Consider the following 16,876-nt stretch of genomic DNA (forward strand, 5'->3'; position numbering starts at 1 on the left):
TCTCCGAGCGCGCTACTGCCGGTAGGGCTGGGGCGGGGAGTACGGGAGGTACGGGTGGGGCGCCCGGTACTGCATGGGGACCGGGATCGGTGTCGGGACCGGGACCGGGATCGGTGCGGGTGCCGTGGGGGCGTATCCGTACGGGCCGTATCCGGGGTGGGGGCCGTACGCCCAGTGTCCCGGCCAGGGGCGGGCGGGCGGTGGTGCCGTGGCGCGGGCCGCGTGCTCCAGGGCCGGGCGGGCCACCTCGCGACGGTGCCACAGGGCGTCCAGCAGCTCCCGCTCCCGTACGACGTAGTCGGCGCCCGCCCTGCCCCGGAGTGCGCGCCGGCGCAGGAAGGCCAGTGAGGTCGCGTACGCCTCGTACTGCGCCACCGCCCGTGCCGCCGGCTTACCGGCGTGCCGACGGGCGTACTGCCGGGCGATGCGGCGGGCGCGCATCGAGCCGAGCGCGAACGGTTCCGTCGGCGCCAGCCACCCGGCCGCGACGTACGCGGGCAGCTCGGCCCGCACGGTGGCCAGCTCGCGCTGCCGGGTCCAGATCACCAGCCAGGTCAGCAGACCGAAGGCGGGGAGCATGAACGCCGCGTACACGGCGAAGAAGCCGTACTCGCCGAACGCGGCCGAGCCGTTCCACAGCGCGTGCATGCCCATCGCGAGCAGCAGGCCGGACAGCGGGAGCAGGGCGCGGCGCAGGTGGTGGCGGTCGGCCAGGACCGCGGCGAAGCCGAAGCCGATGCCGGTGAGCACGGTGAACAGCGGGTGGGCGAACGGCGACATCACGATGCGTACGAAGAAGGTCGCCGCGGTGACCGAGGCGATGCCGCTGTCCCCGGTGAGCTGGTCGGTGCCGAAGGCGGTGCCCAGGTAGAGGATGTTCTCGGTGAAGGCGAAGCCGGTGGCGGTGACCCCGGCGACGACCACGCCGTCGACGATGCCGGTGAAGTCCCGCCTGCGGAAGAGGAAGACCAGCAGGACGGCGGCGGCCTTGGCGGACTCCTCGACGACCGGGGCTATGACCGTGGCGCCCAGGGTGTCCGCGCCGGCCGGGTCGGCGGTGGCCGTCGCTATCCATCTCGTCGCGAAGCTGTTGGCGACGATCGCTATCAGCGCCGCAGCGCAGGCACCCCAGGCGAAGCAGAACAGCAGGTTCCGCCAGGGGCCGGGGTCCACGCGGTCCAGCCAGCGGAAGGCGGCGACGAGCAGCGGCACGGGCAGCACCGCCAGCCCGAGCCCCACCAGGAACCCCTGTGTGCCGGTCTGTTCGCGCACCAGGGCCAGGATCACCAGTCCGGAGAGCGCGAGCAGGGTGATCAGCGCGCCGTAGCGCACCCAGGGGCGCTGCCACCAGTGCGGATGCGTATGCGGATACGTCGGCGGACGCGTCGGACACGGAGGACTGGTGGTCACGGCATGGACCCTAATGCGGTACGCGGCGGAAGAGCAGGTCGTTCACCACATGTCCCTTGTCCAGTCCCTGGCCCTCGAAACGGGTCAGCGGCCGGTGGGCGGGGCGCGGCGCGAAACCGCCGCCCCGCACGGTGTTCTCGAAGTCGGGGTGCGCGGTGAGCACCTCGAGCATCTGCTCCGCGTACGGCTCCCAGTCGGTGGCGCAGTGCACGACGGCGCCCGGCGCGAGCCGGGCCGCGGCCAGGGTCAGGAACTCCGGCTGGATCAGGCGGCGCTTGTGGTGCCGCTTCTTGGGCCAGGGGTCGGGGAAGTACACACGCAGACCGGCGAGGGAGTCGGGGGCGAGCATCTCGCGCAGGAGGATGATCGCGTCGCCGTTGCCCACCCGGACGTTGGACAGGCCGTTCCTGTCCGCGAGACCCAGCAGGTTGCCCTGGCCCGGGGTGTGGACGTCCACGGCGAGGATGTTGGTGTCCGGGTCGGCGGCGGCCATCTGTGCGGTGGCCTCGCCCATGCCGAAGCCGATCTCCAGGACGACGGGCGCGGTGTTCCCGAACAGCTCGGTGAGGTCGATGACCCGCTGTCCGTCGATGTCCAGGCCCCACTTGGGCCACAGCCGCTGCAGCGCGTCCGCCTGCCCGGCGGTCACCCGGCTCCGCCGGGGCTGGAAGCTCCGGATCCGCCGCTCGAAGTGCGACCCGGCCGGGTCGGCCCTGGGCCCGTCGGGGAAGCGGGGCTCGCCCTTGGCACGGGTGTGCCGGAGGGAGGCGCCGGCAGGGGAGACCTCGGCGTCGGAGGCATCGGTGTGGGAGGCACCGGCATGGGGGGCGGCTGGCTGGGGGGCGTCGGAGGCGCTGCGGAAATCAGACACAGTGCCCCCAATTTTACGGCCGGGCGAGCATGGCCAGGGCCCTGCGCCCGACCTCCCGGCCGATCGGGAGCGCCGCCGTCGCCGCGGGCGAGGGCGCGTTCAGGACGTGCACGGCGTGGGCGCCCTCGCGGATCAGGAAGTCGTCCACCAGCGTCCCGTCCGCGAGCACCGCCTGGGCCCGCACCCCCGCGGCCGCGGGCACCAGGTCTCCCTCCGTCACGCCGGGCAGCAGCCTGTGCACGGCCGTGGTGAACGCTGCCTTGGACAGCGACCGCCGCAGCTCGCCCGCCCCGTACCTCCAGTGCTGCCGGGCGATCCGCCACGAGCCCGGCCAGGCGAGCGTCGCCCCCAGCTCGCGGGGCCGCACCACACCCCAGCCGTAGCCCTCCCGGGCGAGCGCCGGGACCGCGTTCGGGCCGATGTGGACGCCGCCGTCGATGCCGCGGGTCAGATGCACCCCGAGGAACGGGAACGCCGGGTCCGGCACGGGATAGACCAGCCCCCGCACCAGTTCCGGCCGCGCCAGCTCGTAGTACTCGCCGCGGAAGGGGATGATCCGCATGCCGGGGTCGTCGCCGGTCGCCCGGGCGATCTCGTCGCAGTGCAGCCCCGCGCAGTTGACCAGGACGCGGGCGCGCAGGACGTCCCCGGCACGGGTGCGCACGGCGACCCCGAGGCCCGGGCGCCGGTCGATGCGCAGCACCTGCGCGCCGTAGCGGACCTCCGCCCCGGACGCCCGGGCCAGCTGCCGGGCCACCGCGACGTAGTCGCAGATGCCGGTCGTGCCGACGTGAATGGCGGCCAGGCCGCGGACCTCCGGCTCGTACTCCGCGATCTGGGCGGCGCCCAGCTCCCGTACCGGAATGCCGTTCTCCCTGCCGCGCTGGACGAGGGCGTGCAGGCGGGGCAGCTCGGCCCGGTCGGTGGCGACGATCAGCTTGCCGGTGACCGCGTGGTCGATGCCGTACTCGGCGCAGAACTTGACCATCTCGGCGGCGCCCCGCACCGCGTACCGGGCCTTCAGGGAGCCCGGGCGGTAGTAGATGCCGCTGTGGATGACGCCGCTGTTGCGGCCCGTCTGGTGCCGGGCCGGGCCCGGTTCCTTCTCCAGCACCGTGACCCGGGTGCCGGGCGCGGCGCGGGTGATCGCGTACGCCGTGGACAGACCGACGATTCCGCCGCCGATCACCAGCACGTCGCAGTCGTATGCGATCTCGGCCCGCACCCGTTCCATCTCCGGCCCACCTCCCGGCTTCGATAGTGCACTGTGCCACTGACAATGCCTTCAAACCCGGGATGCGGCGGGCTTCGGGCCGCCGCCGACCGTGGGCGGCGTCAGGGCGGCGTCAGGCCGACGTCATCAGGAGCGGCCGGGCGCGCTCGCGCAGCTCGACCACGCGCGGCTCGTCGCCGTACGGCTCCAGGCGGTGCAGGAGGTCCCTGACGTACTCGGTGGTGCGGGCGGAGGAGATGCGGCCGGCCACCTCGACCGCCCGGACCCCCTGCTCGCAGGCCGCGTCCAGGTTGCCCGACTCCAGCTCGGCCACCGCCGAGACGACGAGACGCAGTCCGTGCGAGCGTACGAACTCCTCCGTCGGCTTCGACAGGGCCTGCTCGGTGAAGCGGCGGACCTGGCGTGGTGCCTTGAGGTCGCGGTAGCACTCGGCCGCGTCGGCGGCGAACCGGTCGTAGGAGTAGAAACCCAGCCACGTCGGGTCGCTGTCGCCGGGGCGGGAGCGCTCCAGCCAGCTCTCGGCCGCCTTCAGGGCGGCGCCGGCCGCCGGTGCGTCGCTCGCGCGCGCGTGTGCGCGTGCCTCGACCAGGCGGAAGAAGCTCATGGTGCGGGCCGTGGCCAGGCCCCGGTTGCGTTCGAGGGCGGCCTGGGCGAGGTCCACGCCCTCGTCGCCGAAGCCCCGGTAGGTCGCCTGGAGCGACATGGACGCGAGCACGTAGCCGCCCAGGGGGACGTCGGCCGCCGCGCGGGCCAGGCGCAGGGCCTGGATGTAGTACCGCTGGGCCGCCTCCTGCTGGCCGGTGTCGAAGGCCATCCAGCCCGCCAGGCGGGTCAGCTCGGCCGAGGCGCCGAACAGGGCGCGGCCGACCTCGTCGGAGTAGGAGCCGAGGAGCAGCGGGGCCGCCTCGACCCGTAAGCACTCGGGGACCATCGACGAACGCCAGTTGCCGCCGCCGTACTTGGAGTCCCAGCGGCGGGCGTCCTCGGCGGCTTCGCGCAGCTTCTGCACGTCGCTGTGGCCGACTTTCAGCGGTGCGCCGGAGCCCTCGGCCGGGCTCGCCTCGCGCGCCACCGAGCTGTCGGCCGGGGTTATCAGCCAGCGCGATGCGGGCGTTGCGTATGCGCTCACTGCGAACGATCCGGCGAGCGACTGCCAGATGCCGCCGGAGCCGGCCCGGCGGCCGGCGAGGTCGAGACGGTACAGCTCGGTGGCGGACCTGACCGCCTGGCCGACGTCCCGCGGGAAGGCGAGGCCCACTTCGGGGGCGGGGTCCGCGTCCGCCAGGCCGATCTCGTGGAGCGGCACCGGACGGCCGAGCTTCTGGCCGATGGCGGCGGCGATGAGGTGCGGCGCCGCACCCTGCGGCACCATGCCCTTCGACACCCAGCGCGCCACCGACGTCTTGTCGTAGCGAAGCGTCAACCCGCGTTGGGCGCCGAGGTCGTTGACGCGCCGCGCGAGTCCTGCGTTGCTGATTCCCGCGAGGGCGAGAACGGTGCCGAGCTTTTCGTTCGGCCCGCGTTGCTCCCTGGACATGCGCCACCCCTCGACACAGACGGCTGCCGCGCTGGCATAACCACGCGGCATTCGTAAACCCAGCGTAGTTCGCCGCATCCCATGCGTTAAGAGGCATTGTTCCGGATGGCGGGATTGTGGTCCGTACTGAAGTGCGGGGTATGTACGGTGCGTCGCGGCGTGCTCCCGCTGTGTGGCCGTGCGCCCGTCCGTGCGCTCTACTCCGGCCATCCGGGGAGCGGTTCCATGGATGGTGCGTGGGTCGGCCCGCTGTACTGGATCCGGTGGGCTGGGGGACGCCGCCGCCTACATCCCCGCGGGCGGCGGACCGGTCCGGGAGGCCTGCCTCGCCTCCCGGACCGCGCGCCGCCGGGCGGTGCGCAGAGCCCGCACGGAGCGTGTTCGGACGCACCCGCGTAACGCCGACGTGGTGTCGATTTGGCTGAAAATCAACCCCGGCGTTGTCGGCGTACTACCGCTCTCACCATGGGAGTTCATGGGTGTTGAGGGCGCGTTGAGTGGTCAACCGGCGCGTTGCGGGGGCGCATTCGCGTCGTCTTCACGCCCTCGAACAGGGGGTCGGCGTTCTCGCGTGAGTCTCCGCGGGGGCGGGGCGGGGGCGCATTCAAGGGAGCACATGCGGCTCCGCCGATGCTCTGCGGCGCGCCCTTCATGGCAGCATGGGGAACCAGTTCGTACGGTGCACTGGTTGTCCCCAGCCTGTGGAGGCGTCGATGCGGTGGTTGGTGGGGTGGAGCAGTGCCGCCGTCGCGCCGGTCGCCGGAGCGGTCGGCTCCGCGGGGGCCACCGGATACGACGGTGAGACCGTGCAGCCCGTGGGCTCCCAGCTGTTGTGGGGCGACCCCGACCCCCTGTGGGCGGTCGGCGACTGGCGCCCCGACGAGGTGCGCGTCGTCACCGCCGACCCGCAGACCCGGATCGCCGTCCTCGGCATCTGCGGCGCCACCGACGAGCAGTTGCGCGTCGGGCTGTTCGCCGCGCGCGGCGGGGCACTTCGGCATCTGACCGCGTGGCCCGGCAGCTACACGGCCGTCGTCCAGGTGGGGCGCCGGATCACCGTCTGCGGCGATCTCGCGGGTGCGCGACCCGTGTTCCACACCCCCTGGGACGGCGGCACGGCGTACGCGACCGCCGCGCTGCCCCTGGCCGACCTCGTCGAGGCCAACCTCGACTTCGGACACCTCGCCGCGCTGCTCGCCGCCCCCGACGTGCCGGCCGCGCTGGACGACTCCACCCCGTACGACGGCGTGAAACGCATTCCGCCGGGGCATGCGCTGATCCTGCGCGCCGGGGCGCGCGAGATCGCCGGGTACGAGCCGGTGGCCTCGCTCGCCGTGGCGGCGCCCCCGGCCGACCCCGACCGGGCGGTGGACGGGGTGCGGGACGCGCTGGTGGAGGCGGTGCGGACGCGACTGGCCGCGCCGCGGCACGTTCCCGGGGACGGCATCGATCCCGGGCCGGTGCCGGGCATGGGGCCCGCGGAACGGCGCGCGGCGCGTGGGATGCCGGTGCCGGGGATCGGGGCCGACCTGTCCGGCGGGCCGGCCTCGGGGACGCTCGCGCTGCTGGCCGCCGGGCTGCCGGGGATGCCGGGCACCGTGCTCGGGCACGGCACGGGCGCGGGGGAGCGGCTGCTGGCCGTCACCTTCAACGACCTGGCCGTCGGCGGGCAGGAGGCCGAGCTGGAGCGGGCCGGGGCCCTCGCGGCCAACCCGCGGCTGCATCACGTGGTGGTCGCCGGGGAGGAGGACGTACTGCCCTACGCCGCGCTGGACGGGCCACTGACGGATGAACCGGGCCCCTCCCTGATCGCGGCGGCGCGGCACCGGGCGCGGCTGGCCGCGGGCAGCGCGGACCACTTCGCCGGGTACGGCGCGCGGCAGGTGCTGGACGCGCACCCGGCGCGGCTGGCAGACCTGCTGATGGACCGCAAGCGGCGCCATCTCGTGCGGCCGGTCGCCGCGCTCGCCAAGGCCGACGGGTCGGTGCTGGTTCCCGCGCGCGTGTACGCCGCGGCGCGGCGGCTGGCCCGGACACCGTACCGGTCGGGTCTCGAGGTGCTTGCCGAGCGGCTGCTGCGGCGGCGCTTCGACACGCCTGGTGAGGGGGCCATGGAGGCGTCGCTCGCGGTGCTGTCCTGGGCCGGGCCGGGGCCTGCGGCGCGGTGGCTGACCGGAGAGGCGCTGGCTGAAGTATCGGTTCGCCTGCAGACGTCGTCCCAGCGGTCGGGGGTCGGGCCGGGGCAACGGCCCGGTGACTTCCGTGCGCGGGCGGCGCTGGCCCGGCAGGCGGCGGACGTGCGGGTGCTGGAGCAGGCCGCGGAGATCCGCTTCCAGCGGTTGCACACGCCGTTCCTCGACAACCAGGTCGTCCGCGCGTGCCGTGCGCTGCCGGAGGCGCTGCGGGTGAAGCCGGGGGCGCGGGCGGCGATCCTGCGGACGGTGCTGGAAGGGGCGGGGGTGAGCGAGCTGCCGAGCGGCTGGGGGGCGCCGACGCAGGCGGTGGCGGCGTCCGCGGCGCGGGTGGGGCTGCGGTTTGCCGCGGACTCCCTGCTGGGGCTGTTCGACACGCCGTTGCTGGCGCAGGCGGGGCTGGTCGAGGCGCGGATCGTGCGGAAGGCGGTGCGGGGGGCTGCGGCGGGTGAGGTGCTGCCGCTGGACGGGCTGGCCGACCTGGTCTCTCTGGAGCTGTGGCTGCGTCGGCTTCTTGCCCGGCGTGGCACCTGCTGGACGGGGACGCCTGGGCGGCAGCGGGCGGTGCCGGCGGGGATTGCGCCGCAGCGGGGGGCGTTGGGTGGGGCGGGGGCGGGGACTGCTGTGCGGGTGCCTCCGGCGGTTGAGCGGGGGTGACGTGCCTGCGGCGGCCTGTGTCGCTTCGGTGGGGGTGCGCGTTGTGCGGTCGGTTCGGTTGTGGGTCGGGGCCGCGCCGGGGGGTGTCCGTCCTCGGAACGGCGCGGAATCGGTCGGTCACAGAAGTGCTCTCCGTTGACGCGCCAACCGCTGCGGGCGGACACCCCCCGACACGGCCCCTTCTCGCCGTACGCGACTGCCGGCCGTGCCCCTACGCGCAGGTGAAGCGTGACTCCGCCCAGTCGGCCAGTGCCAGGGTGTCGACCGGGCTGTGCGGTTCGACCACCAGTCGTACGGTCTTGCGGCCCGCGATGTCCACGTGGACGGGTACGGCCGGGTCCCCGCCCTTGACCAGGCCCGAGCTCCAGAGCTGGACGCCGTCGGCGTGGACCGAGAAGTGGACCTTGCCCAGCTTCATCGTCAGGTCGTCCACGCCGACCAGCGCGTCGTAGGACGAGCAGGCGCGGTTGAGGTCGATGGTGACGGAGGAGTGGGCGTGCACCGTGACGCCGTGCGTGTGCCGTTCGTCGGCGATCGACAGGGACGATCGCTGCCAGACCCAACTGCTCTCCGCCAGCCGCATCTCGGGGCCCGTGCCGTCGCCGCTCATGTCGTACGCCAGCTGGTTCCACTGGTAGACCGTCGGAGCGGGGGGCGGTGGGGGTGGCGTCGGTTTCGAGGTCGGGGGCGGGGGTGGAGTTGGGGTGGGAGTGGGAGTGGGAGTGGGAGTGGGGGTGGGTGTCGGTGTTGGTTTTGGTGCGGGGGTGCTGGTGGGGGGTGGTGTGGGCTTCGGGGACGGTTTCGGGGCGGCCACCTGGGGGCGGGGTGGAGGTGGCGTGGGGGTGGGGGTAGGAGTGGCCGGGGTGGGGTGGGCCACCGGTGGGGGTGGGGCTGCCTTCGGAGGGGCCTCGGCGGGGGCGTCGTTGCCCGCCAGGGCGAGGGCCAGGGCCGCCGCGGCGGCCACCGCGACCACGCCGGCCGCGATGCCGGCCTTCACCGGCGCGCCCAGTCCCTCGGAGGCCGCCGCCCCGCCGCCACTCGCCGCCGCCGCGCCCGCGGTGCCTGCCGCGCCCGCGCCGGCGATGATCCCCGCCGCCTTGGCGTATCCGGCGGCACCGAACCATCCGATGACCGCGACCGGCACCACGGCGGGGATTCCGCTCGCGACCTCCGCGATCTGACCGGCGGCCAGCCGGCACCTGGCGCACTCCTCCAGGTGCCGGCGCAGCCCGCGTTCGGCCCGGGGCCGCAGCCTGCCGCGGGCGTACGTGCCGAGCCGGTCGGCGTAGCGGGCGCACTCCTCGTCGGCGGTGAGGGCCGTGCTGACGTGGGCCTGGAGATAGGCCTGCTTCAGGCCCTCGCGGGCGCGGCTGGCGAGCACCCGGGTGCCGTTGGCGTCCAGCCCGAAGAGCAGGGCCACCTTGCTCGGGGACTCGTCCTCGACCTCGGTGTGCCACAGCACGGCCTGCCACCGCTCCGGCAACGACCGGAAGGCCTGCATGGCCATCGACTGCTCGGCCTCGTGCATGGCCCGGACGTCGGCCCCGAGGTCCAGGGTGTCGTCCGGCGTCTCGGAGGCGTGCGCGGACTGCGTGGCGAACACCGCGAAGTCGTCGACCAGCTGTTCCCGCTTCGCCGACCGGGTCCAGCCGGCGGCGACCCGCCGGACCGCGGTGAGCAGGTAGGCGCGCACGGCGTGCTCCGGGCCCGAGCCGCCGCGCACCGCCTGGAGCATGCGGGCGAAGACCTCGGCGGTGAGGTCGTCCGCCGTGTGGGCGTCGCGGCAGCAGGTGCGCGCGTACCGGCGCACCGCGTCCGCGTGGCGCCGGTACAGGTCCTCGTAGGCCGTGTCGTCGCCCGCGCGCATCCGCTCGATCAGCTCCGCGTCGGACGGCGGCACTTCGCGCGGTGGCGGCAGGATGCTGTCCTCGTGCAGCTCGCGCTGTGCGGGGACGCCGAATTCCGCCGGTCCGTCGTCGTCACCGAGTGACTCGCCCCGCCCGTTGACGCTCATCCCGGAAAGCCCCCGCCACCCGCCCGACCTGACTCGAACACCAGGGCAGCGTGCCATATTGGCTTTTGGTCAGGACCCCCCGGTGCGGACCATCACTCGTCCGAGGGGACTTGCCCTGACGTCGCAATAACGCTCAGGTGTTCGGGGTAGGACGATGAGCTGCCGTTGTGGCTTCGGCCCGGCGGGTGGCGAGCGGGACGTGCGGAAGGTCCGGCACCGCCCGCCCGTCTGTCCCGGATCAGGCCGGCCGCGACCGCAGTCCCTCCAGCAGGATGTCCAGCAGCCGGGCCGAGGCCGCCGCCTGCTGCGCCGCGTCCGGCAGTGAGGGCGCCGCCGTGGCTATCACCAGCAGCACGTCCGACACCGACACGTCCGGACGCAGCTCACCCGCCGTACGCGCCCGCTCCACGAGCCGGCCCACGACCTCCAGCAGCGCCGCCGCCCCGGCGTCGTCCTCCACGGAGACGACGGGCGCGCCGGTCTCCGTGGAGACCAGCCGCAGCTCGCCCGAGGCCGGCTGTATCCGCTGCTGCGGCACCCGCGGCTCACCGGCCACGCCGCCGTCACCCTCGTCGGACACGCCGACCCGCAGCACCTGCGGCGGCAGCAGCCGGCCGGCGCCCGAGGCCACCGACGTCCGCAGGAAGCGCGACAGGGCCGACCACGGCTCGTCCTCCTGCCCGAGCGCCGCCCGGGCCTGATCGGTGAGCCGCGCCGTCTCCTCCTCGGCTATCCGGCGCACCAGGACGTCCTTGCTGGGAAAGCGCCGGTACACCGTGCCGACACCGACCCGGGCGCGCCGCGCCACGTCCTCCATCGGCGCGCCGTATCCCAGCTCGCCGAACACCTCGCGCGCCGCGCGCAGCACGTGCTCCAGATTGCGCTGGGCGTCCACGCGCAGCGGTGCGCTCCGTGCCGTTTCCCCGCGTCCACCGCCCGGCGCCGTGCTCACCGCACCGCCGGGCGTGACTGTGGAAGCGGACGACCAATGAGAGTCCTGAACATGCATAGACAATCCCCCGGTAATGACGTCTCCCCCCGGAGACTCTCCCCGCCATCGAAAGCCGGAGTGCGTGGAACGGGCCCGGTTCCGAGGTCCGCCCGTCGCGGACCCGATGGGCACATCCCCTGCACACCGTGGGAAGAACATAGTTGAGCGGGGGTCAATTCAGAAGGGGGACGTTCCGCACGGAGCGCCCCTCGATCGGAGTACGGATCACCTACGTCCCGAATGTGGCGCCTTCCGGCTCCGCCCCCACCCCTGCTGACCTGCGCGGCAGCGGAGGATTGCGGCGGTACGGCGGACCCGGCGCCGCCGCGATCTCCGGTCACACAAATTGCCGAGCCTGTGGACAAACGCAAGCGTCGGGTGCGTCATGGGATGGTGAAGGAACGTGCGCGCATTCTCGTTGTCGGCGGCGGCTACGTCGGGATGTACACGGCCCTGCGTCTGCAGCGGAACCTGAGAGGCGAACTGAAGCGGGGCGAGGCCGAGATCACGGTCGTCACCCCCGACCCCTACATGACGTACCAGCCGTTCCTCCCCGAGGCGGCGGCCGGCTCCATCTCCCCGCGCCACGTCGTCGTGCCGCTGCGCCGCGTCCTCGACCAGTGCCACGTCGTCATCGGCGAGGCACAGTCCGTCGACCACGCGACGCGCACCGCCACCATCACCACCCTCGCCACCGAGGAGGAGGGCACGGGCGCCCGCCGGCTGACCTACGACGAACTCGTCCTGGCACCCGGCTCGGTCTCCCGCACCCTGCCCGTCCCCGGCCTCGCCGACCACGGCGTCGGCTTCAAGACCGTCGAGGAGGCCATCGGCCTGCGCAACCACGTCCTGGAGCAGATGGACATCGCCTCCTCCACCCGCGACCCCGCCCTCCGCGACGCCGCCCTCACCTTCGTCTTCGTCGGCGGCGGCTACGCGGGCGTGGAGGCGCTCGGCGAGCTGGAGGACATGGCCCGCTACGCCGCGCGGTACTACCACAACGTCACGCCGGACGACATGAAGTGGATCCTCGTCGAGGCCTCGGGGCGCATCCTGCCCGAGGTCGGCGAGGAGCTCGGCCGCTACACGGTCACCGAACTGCGCCGCCGCAACATCGACGTACGCCTGGACACCCGCCTCGAGTCCTGCACGGACCGCGTCGCCGTCCTCAGCGACGGCGCCCGCTTCCCCACCCGTACGGTCGTCTGGACGGCCGGCGTCAAACCCCACCCGGTCCTCGCCGCCAGCGACCTGCCCCTCGACGACCGAGGCCGGCTGACCTGCACCCCCCAGCTCTCCGTCGACGGCGCCACGCACGCGTGGGCCGCGGGAGACGCCGCAGCCGTCCCCGACGTCACCGCCCCGGAACCCGGCCGGCCGTGCGCCCCCAACGCCCAGCACGCCGTCCGCCAGGCCAGGATCCTCGGCGACAACATCGCGCACACCCTGCGCGGGGAGCCCCTGGAGACGTACGCGTACAAGTACGCCGGTTCCGTCGCCTCCCTCGGCTTCCACCAAGGCGTCGCACACGTCTACGGGCGCAAGCTGAAGGGCTATCCCGCGTGGTTCATGCACCGCGCCTACCACCTCAGCCGCGTCCCCACCGTCAACCGCAAGGCGCGCGTCCTGGCCGAATGGGCCCTCGCCGGACTCTTCAAACGGGAGGTCGTCTCCCTGGGTTCACTCGAACATCCGCGAGCGGAGTTCGAACTCGCGGCCGGTGGAAAGCCTTCTCCAGAACCCCCGCGCAACCCGAAGGGGTCGTCCTGACCGGACCCAGGAACTCCCGGGGCCGGTCCGGCGTCTGACGGATGTCGGCCCGGTCGGCACCCTGCCAGACTGGTCCACCACCGCGGGCGCGCCGCCGCTCGCCCCCGCGCGGCCCCCGGGCCCCGGCCGGTCACCGGCCCGTCCCGGTCCCCGGCCGCCGACAACTACACGAGGCAAGGATTCGTGAACTTCACGCGCTGGAGCGCCCGACTCCCCGGAACGCAGCGCCGCGCCGCAGCGCGGACCGACCCGACTCTCTCCCCGGACCGCCGGGGAGACGGCTCCGTACCCGCCGCCCGCGCCGAACAGCTGACCGACGAGGCCCCGCCCGTACCCGCCGTCGACGACCTGCCCGTGCGCGACGTCCTCGACCGCGTCCCGGCCCTCGTCGCCCTCGTCCACGGCCCCGACCACCGCCTCGCCTACGTCAACGACGCCTATGTCGCCGCCTTCGGCATGCGCGATCTGGGCGAGCGGGCCCGAGAGGCACTCCCCGAACTCGACGAACCGGGCCTCTTCCCCCTGCTGGACCAGGTCCAGCGCAGCGGCAGACCCCGCACCCTCAAGTCCCGCAAGGCCCCCGACGGCCGCTCCTACACCTTCACCTGCACCCCGGTCACCGAGGGCGGCGACGGTGACGGCCGCGGTGTCCTGGTCTTCGCCACCGACGTCACCGACCACGCCGAGGCCGCGGGCCGCCTGCGCGCGAGTGAACGCCGGCAGCGTGAGACAGCAGTGACCCTGCAGCGCTCCCTGCTCCCCCAGGAGCTCGAGGAGCCCGACGACCTGCGCGTCGCCGCCACCTACCACCCCGGCGGCACCGAGGCCGCGGTCGGCGGCGACTGGTACGACGTGATCACCCTCGGCGGCGGCCGCACCGCCCTGGTCATCGGCGACGTCATGGGCAGAGGCGTCCGCGCGGCAGCGGTCATGGGCCAGCTCCGTACGGCGGTCCGGGCGTACGCCCGCCTCGACCTCCCGCCGCACGAGGTCCTCCAGCTCCTCGACGGCCTCGCCACCGAGATCGACGCCAACCAGATCGCCACCTGCGTCTACGCCATCCACGACCCCAACGAGGGGCGACTGGTGTACGCCTCCGCAGGGCACCTGCCCATCCTGGTCCGCGACGAGAACGGCATCGTCCAGCGTGCCGACGAACCCACCGGCCCCCCGCTCGGCACGGGCGGCTGGATGCACACGTCCGGCTCGATCGCCCTGAACCCCGGCTCCACCGCCGTCCTCTACACCGACGGCCTGGTGGAGCGGCGGAACGAGGACCTGGACGAGGGCATCACCGCCCTGGAGCACGCCCTGTCCGGTGCCACCGGCAGCCCCCAGGTGGTCTGCGACCGCCTGGTCCGCTCGGCGGGCGTCACCCCCGACCACGACGACGACGTCGCCGTCCTGGTCCTCCAGCACCCCGCCCGCAAGGGCGCGCAGGCCGAGCTCTTCCGCAACGCCGCCCTGGAACTGCTCGGCGGCGTGGAGGCGGCCCCACGCGCGCGTGCCTTCGCCTCCGGCGTGCTGACCAGCTGGCGCTTCCCCGCCGACCTGCACGACCTGGGCGTCCTGGCCACCAGCGAACTGGTCGCCAACTCCCTCCAGCACGGCACACCCCCCATGCGCCTGCGCCTGCGCCGCACCGACCGCCGCCTGATCATCGAGGTCACGGACGGCGACGACCACCTGCCCAGACGCCGCCGCGCGGAGCCCGCCGACGAGTCCGGCCGGGGCATCGCCATCGTCGCGACGATCGCCTCCAACTGGGGGTCCAGACGCACGCCCGGGGGCGGCAAGGCGGTCTGGTGCGAGTTCCTCCTGCCGAAGCCCTGAGAGGTGAGGTGTGAGGTGCGGCGCGTGGGGCGTGTGACGTGAGCCGTGACGGGCCCGAACCCGTCACGGCCTCGCTCACGCTTCCGCGGCCGCCACCGTGTCGGCCGGCGCCCCGCCCTGCGTGACCACTCGGCTCCGGGCGAGCGACGGCTGGTTCTGTACGTCCGTGAGCTGCCGCCCCATCCGCACCGCCAGCACCGTGATGCCCAGCGAGAACAGCGTGAAGACCACGATGTACGGCGCGTGCAGCGAGGCCCCGAGCGGCCCGCCCACCGCCGGCCCGATCGCCAGCGCGAGCTGCTTCACCAGGGCGAAGGCGGAGTTGTACTGTCCGGCGAGCCCGGTCGGCGCCAGGTCCGCCACCAGCGGTGCCAGCGTCGGCGACAGCATGGCCTCACCCAGCCCGAACAGCGCGTACGTCGAGATGAACGCGGCCGTCGCCATCGTCTGGCTGCCGTGCCCCAGTCCCGCGTATCCGGCCACCGCCCACGCCACGGCCCAGATCAGACCCACGGCCGCGATCACGCGCGACCGCTTCCGCCGCTCCACGAACTTCAGCACCGCGAACTGCGCGACCACGATCATCAGCGTGTTCGCGGCCAGCGCCGTACCCAGAGCCGACGTCGAGATCCCGGCCGCCTCGACGCCGTACGCGCTCAGCCCCGACTCGAACTGCCCGTAGCAGGCGAAGAAGAGCACGAAGCCCAGCACGCACAGCTGCACCATGGCGCGGTTGCCCAGCAGCTGCTTCCAGCTGCCCCCGCCGGACTGCCCCGGGGCTCCTTCCACACGGGGCGCGCGCGGCGCGCGCACGGTCGCCATCACCGCGACCAGCAGCAGGAACATCGCCGCCTCGATCGCGAACAGCAGCGTGAAGGAGGAGGCGCTCGTGGTGTCGACCAGGTGGCCGCCGATGAGCCCACCGACGCCGAGACCCAGGTTCTGCAGGAAGAACTGCATCGCGAAGGCCCGCGACCGCGTCTCGGACGAGGAGCAGTCCACGATCATCGTCGCGAGCGCCGGCTGCATCACGGCCTGCCCCGCACCCAGCGCGGCGGCGGACATCAGCACGGTGGCCGCCGAGGCCGACAGCCCCAGGCTCAGCGCGCCGAGCGCGGCGGTGACCAGGGCGACGAGCAGTACCGGCAGCGGGCCCCGCCGGACGATGGCCCGCCCGGCGAACGGCAGCACGATCAGCGCGGCGACGGCGAAGACGGCGAGCACGAGACCCGCCGTGACAGAACCGAGTCCCCGTACCTGCGCCACATAGACGTACAGGTAGGGGACGGTGAAGCCGAGCCCGAACGCGCTGAGTGCGTTGCCCACATGGATCCGGCGCATCGCTGCGCCCATTGCCCTGGTCACGTTCACCCTCTCTTGGGTCGATGCTCCAGCCGTTAAAGCTGAAGACTTAGAAGCTAAAGTTCGAAGATAAAGAGTACACAGCGAAGGACTTCAAGGCAAAGAGGCCGCGTGCCATACTGCGGCCATGGGCGACACCTCCGGCGCCGGCGAGCCGACACTCGAAGAACAGATCGCCGCCTACCAGCGCGAGTTCCAGGACCTCGACCCGCAGGTCGAGAAGATCGTTTCGGCACTCTCCCGCCTCAACCGCCGTATGAACGTCGCGTACGGCCGTCAGACCGCCGAGCTCGGCATCAGCAACACCGACTGGGAGGTGCTGAAGGCGCTGGTCCTGTCCGGAGCCCCGTACCGCCTGGGCCCCGGTGACCTCGCCAAGCGCCTCGGTCTGACGCCGGCCGCGATGACCCACCGCATCGACCGCATGGTGGCGGAGGGACTGGTGACCCGGGACCGGGACGAGTCCAACCGGGTCCGCGTCATCGTCGAGCTGACGGCCGAAGGGCGCGAGAAGTGGCTCGAGGCCATGCGCCTGGCCACGGTCTTCGAAGAGGACCTGCTCCAGGACCTCTCCGCCGACGACCGGACGGCGCTCGGCGACGTACTCACCCGCCTCCTGCGCAGGGTGGAGCACGCCCAGCCGGACGCCGGCGGTCGGCTCAGCGACCTCGATTAAAGATCTTGACAGGACTTCTTGACAGGCCCCCACGGGATCCGTAAAGTTCTTCGGGTTGCCACGGAGCCGTAACGGTTCTGCGGCATCACCTCCCGCCGCAGCAGCGGCACCAAACCATCAGCACGACTCCCCATGGGAATGGCTTCGGCGTGTCCGAATTCAATTCCGAAGGGGGTTCATCGGCTCGATCGACTCCGATTAGGAATCGCCGAGAGAGTCCGCTAAGGTTTGAAACGTCGGAACGGCCCAACAGCCGGGAAGGCAACCCCCTCTGACGGGGAATCAGGGCCCGAAAGGATCTGATAGAGTCGGAACCGCCGGAAAGGGAA

Annotated in this window: 11 protein-coding genes; 4 read left to right on the top strand and 7 right to left on the bottom strand. The window is 73.2% G+C overall.

The genetic code is table 11. The features are described from left to right. Nucleotides 1-12 precede the first annotated feature (12 nt). The 4 genes from ACIGO6_RS15705 to ACIGO6_RS15720 form a co-directional block, all read right to left on the bottom strand. On the bottom strand, nt 13-1,410 hold the full coding sequence (locus ACIGO6_RS15705) for a PrsW family intramembrane metalloprotease (protein WP_399875810.1): 1,398 nt from the start codon (nt 1,408-1,410) through the stop codon (nt 13-15). A gap of 10 nt (nt 1,411-1,420) precedes the next feature. Next, nucleotides 1,421-2,281, bottom strand: a complete 861-nt coding sequence (gene trmB / locus ACIGO6_RS15710) for a tRNA (guanosine(46)-N7)-methyltransferase TrmB (RefSeq protein ID WP_399875812.1) — start codon at nt 2,279-2,281, stop codon at nt 1,421-1,423. Nucleotides 2,282-2,294: 13 nt separating this feature from the next. After that, nucleotides 2,295-3,515, bottom strand: a complete 1,221-nt coding sequence (lhgO, locus tag ACIGO6_RS15715; protein ID WP_399875814.1) for an L-2-hydroxyglutarate oxidase — start codon at nt 3,513-3,515, stop codon at nt 2,295-2,297. A gap of 112 nt (nt 3,516-3,627) precedes the next feature. Next, nucleotides 3,628-5,052 carry an MFS transporter gene (locus ACIGO6_RS15720; RefSeq protein WP_399875816.1) on the bottom strand — a complete coding sequence of 475 codons (1,425 nt, stop codon included), beginning with the start codon at nt 5,050-5,052 and terminating at the stop codon, nt 3,628-3,630. A gap of 713 nt (nt 5,053-5,765) precedes the next feature. On the opposite strand from ACIGO6_RS15720, the gene ACIGO6_RS15725 reads away from it, so the two are divergent. Continuing rightward, nucleotides 5,766-7,901 (top strand): asparagine synthase-related protein, encoded by a 2,136-nt coding sequence (locus tag ACIGO6_RS15725; RefSeq protein WP_399875818.1) that lies wholly within the window; start codon nt 5,766-5,768, stop codon nt 7,899-7,901. A 211-nt stretch (nt 7,902-8,112) separates the two neighbouring features. Here the strand turns inward: ACIGO6_RS15725 and ACIGO6_RS15730 are convergent, their stop codons facing one another. After that, the gene (locus ACIGO6_RS15730; RefSeq protein WP_399875819.1) at nt 8,113-9,915 is read right to left on the bottom strand and encodes a sigma-70 family RNA polymerase sigma factor; all 1,803 of its coding nucleotides are present in this window, start codon (nt 9,913-9,915) and stop codon (nt 8,113-8,115) included. A 238-nt stretch (nt 9,916-10,153) separates the two neighbouring features. Next, entirely contained in the window at nt 10,154-10,924 is a 771-nt protein-coding gene (locus tag ACIGO6_RS15735) for a TetR/AcrR family transcriptional regulator (RefSeq protein WP_399875821.1), read from the bottom strand. A 372-nt stretch (nt 10,925-11,296) separates the two neighbouring features. On the opposite strand from ACIGO6_RS15735, the gene ACIGO6_RS15740 reads away from it, so the two are divergent. Together ACIGO6_RS15740 and ACIGO6_RS15745 are read left to right on the top strand one after the other, a co-directional pair. Next, entirely contained in the window at nt 11,297-12,676 is a 1,380-nt protein-coding gene (locus ACIGO6_RS15740; RefSeq protein ID WP_399875822.1) for an NAD(P)/FAD-dependent oxidoreductase, read from the top strand. 183 nt (nt 12,677-12,859) lie between these two features. Further along, entirely contained in the window at nt 12,860-14,509 is a 1,650-nt protein-coding gene (locus ACIGO6_RS15745) for a SpoIIE family protein phosphatase (RefSeq protein ID WP_399875824.1), read from the top strand. Between the two features lie 75 nt (nt 14,510-14,584). Here the strand turns inward: ACIGO6_RS15745 and ACIGO6_RS15750 are convergent, their stop codons facing one another. Continuing rightward, nucleotides 14,585-15,862 carry an MFS transporter gene (locus tag ACIGO6_RS15750; protein WP_399875882.1) on the bottom strand — a complete coding sequence of 426 codons (1,278 nt, stop codon included), beginning with the start codon at nt 15,860-15,862 and terminating at the stop codon, nt 14,585-14,587. A gap of 136 nt (nt 15,863-15,998) precedes the next feature. Here ACIGO6_RS15750 and ACIGO6_RS15755 point away from each other — a divergent pair, with 136 nt between their 5' ends. Further along, nucleotides 15,999-16,547, top strand: a complete 549-nt coding sequence (locus tag ACIGO6_RS15755; protein ID WP_399875825.1) for a MarR family winged helix-turn-helix transcriptional regulator — start codon at nt 15,999-16,001, stop codon at nt 16,545-16,547. Nucleotides 16,548-16,876: the final 329 nt, after the last annotated feature.

Source organism: Streptomyces sp. NPDC053750, from assembly GCF_044544295.1.
Taxonomy (GTDB): Bacteria; Actinomycetota; Actinomycetes; order Streptomycetales; family Streptomycetaceae; genus Streptomyces.

Excerpts from the sequence above, each read along its gene's own strand:
- ACIGO6_RS15755 (WP_399875825.1), top strand. The coding sequence starts at position 15,999 with ATGGGCGACACCTCCGGCGCCGGCGAGCCGACACTCGAAGAACAGATC.
- ACIGO6_RS15730 (WP_399875819.1), bottom strand. The coding sequence starts at position 9,915 with ATGAGCGTCAACGGGCGGGGCGAGTCACTCGGTGACGACGACGGACCG.
- ACIGO6_RS15720 (WP_399875816.1), bottom strand. The coding sequence starts at position 5,052 with ATGTCCAGGGAGCAACGCGGGCCGAACGAAAAGCTCGGCACCGTTCTC.
- ACIGO6_RS15750 (WP_399875882.1), bottom strand. The coding sequence starts at position 15,862 with ATGGGCGCAGCGATGCGCCGGATCCATGTGGGCAACGCACTCAGCGCG.
- ACIGO6_RS15740 (WP_399875822.1), top strand. The coding sequence starts at position 11,297 with ATGGTGAAGGAACGTGCGCGCATTCTCGTTGTCGGCGGCGGCTACGTC.
- ACIGO6_RS15735 (WP_399875821.1), bottom strand. The coding sequence starts at position 10,924 with ATGCATGTTCAGGACTCTCATTGGTCGTCCGCTTCCACAGTCACGCCC.
- ACIGO6_RS15725 (WP_399875818.1), top strand. The coding sequence starts at position 5,766 with ATGCGGTGGTTGGTGGGGTGGAGCAGTGCCGCCGTCGCGCCGGTCGCC.
- lhgO (WP_399875814.1), bottom strand. The coding sequence starts at position 3,515 with ATGGAACGGGTGCGGGCCGAGATCGCATACGACTGCGACGTGCTGGTG.